General features: G+C 61.8%; 1 protein-coding gene. It reads left to right on the top strand.

Going from position 1 to position 479, the window contains the following annotated elements:
- Positions 1-479 (top strand): hypothetical protein (locus tag AB4Y92_RS25660; protein WP_441822183.1); only part of this gene is annotated, 479 nt, incomplete at both ends.

Raw genomic sequence — 479 nt, 5'->3', positions numbered from 1 at the left:
AGGGTGCGCTAAGCGGCTCCAACCCATCCTTGCGGCTGACGGCCTACGCCAACGCATTGGATTCCTACCATGCCGAAGACGGCATCAAATTTGTGCGGCTTATGGATGGTGGGCTGACGGACAATCTGGGCATAACGGGGTTCGTGCTGGAAAGAAGCGCGTCCAAGACCCCGCACGGACCATTATCGGCGGAGCAGGCCGTCAAGCTGCGCCATTTCCTGTTCATTGTTGCCGATGCGGGGCGGGGTCAGACGGAGGATTGGGGAGCTTCGATGAATGGCCCCTGGCTGGCGCCGCTGGTCGAAGCGGCAATCGATACCGGCATGACCTCATCGTCTCGTCATGCTCTCGACGCTTTGAACTTTGCAGTCGAAAGGTGGAAGGAGCGGGTGGTCGCCTACCGTTGCGGGTTGCCGTTGGAAACCGTGCGCCGGATCCGGGGCGGCGCCGACGGCTGGGACTGCCGCAAGGTCGATTTC

It is taken from the genome of Lysobacter sp. TAB13 (genome assembly GCF_052113885.1).
Classification (GTDB): domain Bacteria; phylum Pseudomonadota; class Gammaproteobacteria; order Xanthomonadales; family Xanthomonadaceae; genus Lysobacter; species Lysobacter gummosus.
This window is presented reverse-complemented; position numbering and strand designations above follow the sequence as displayed.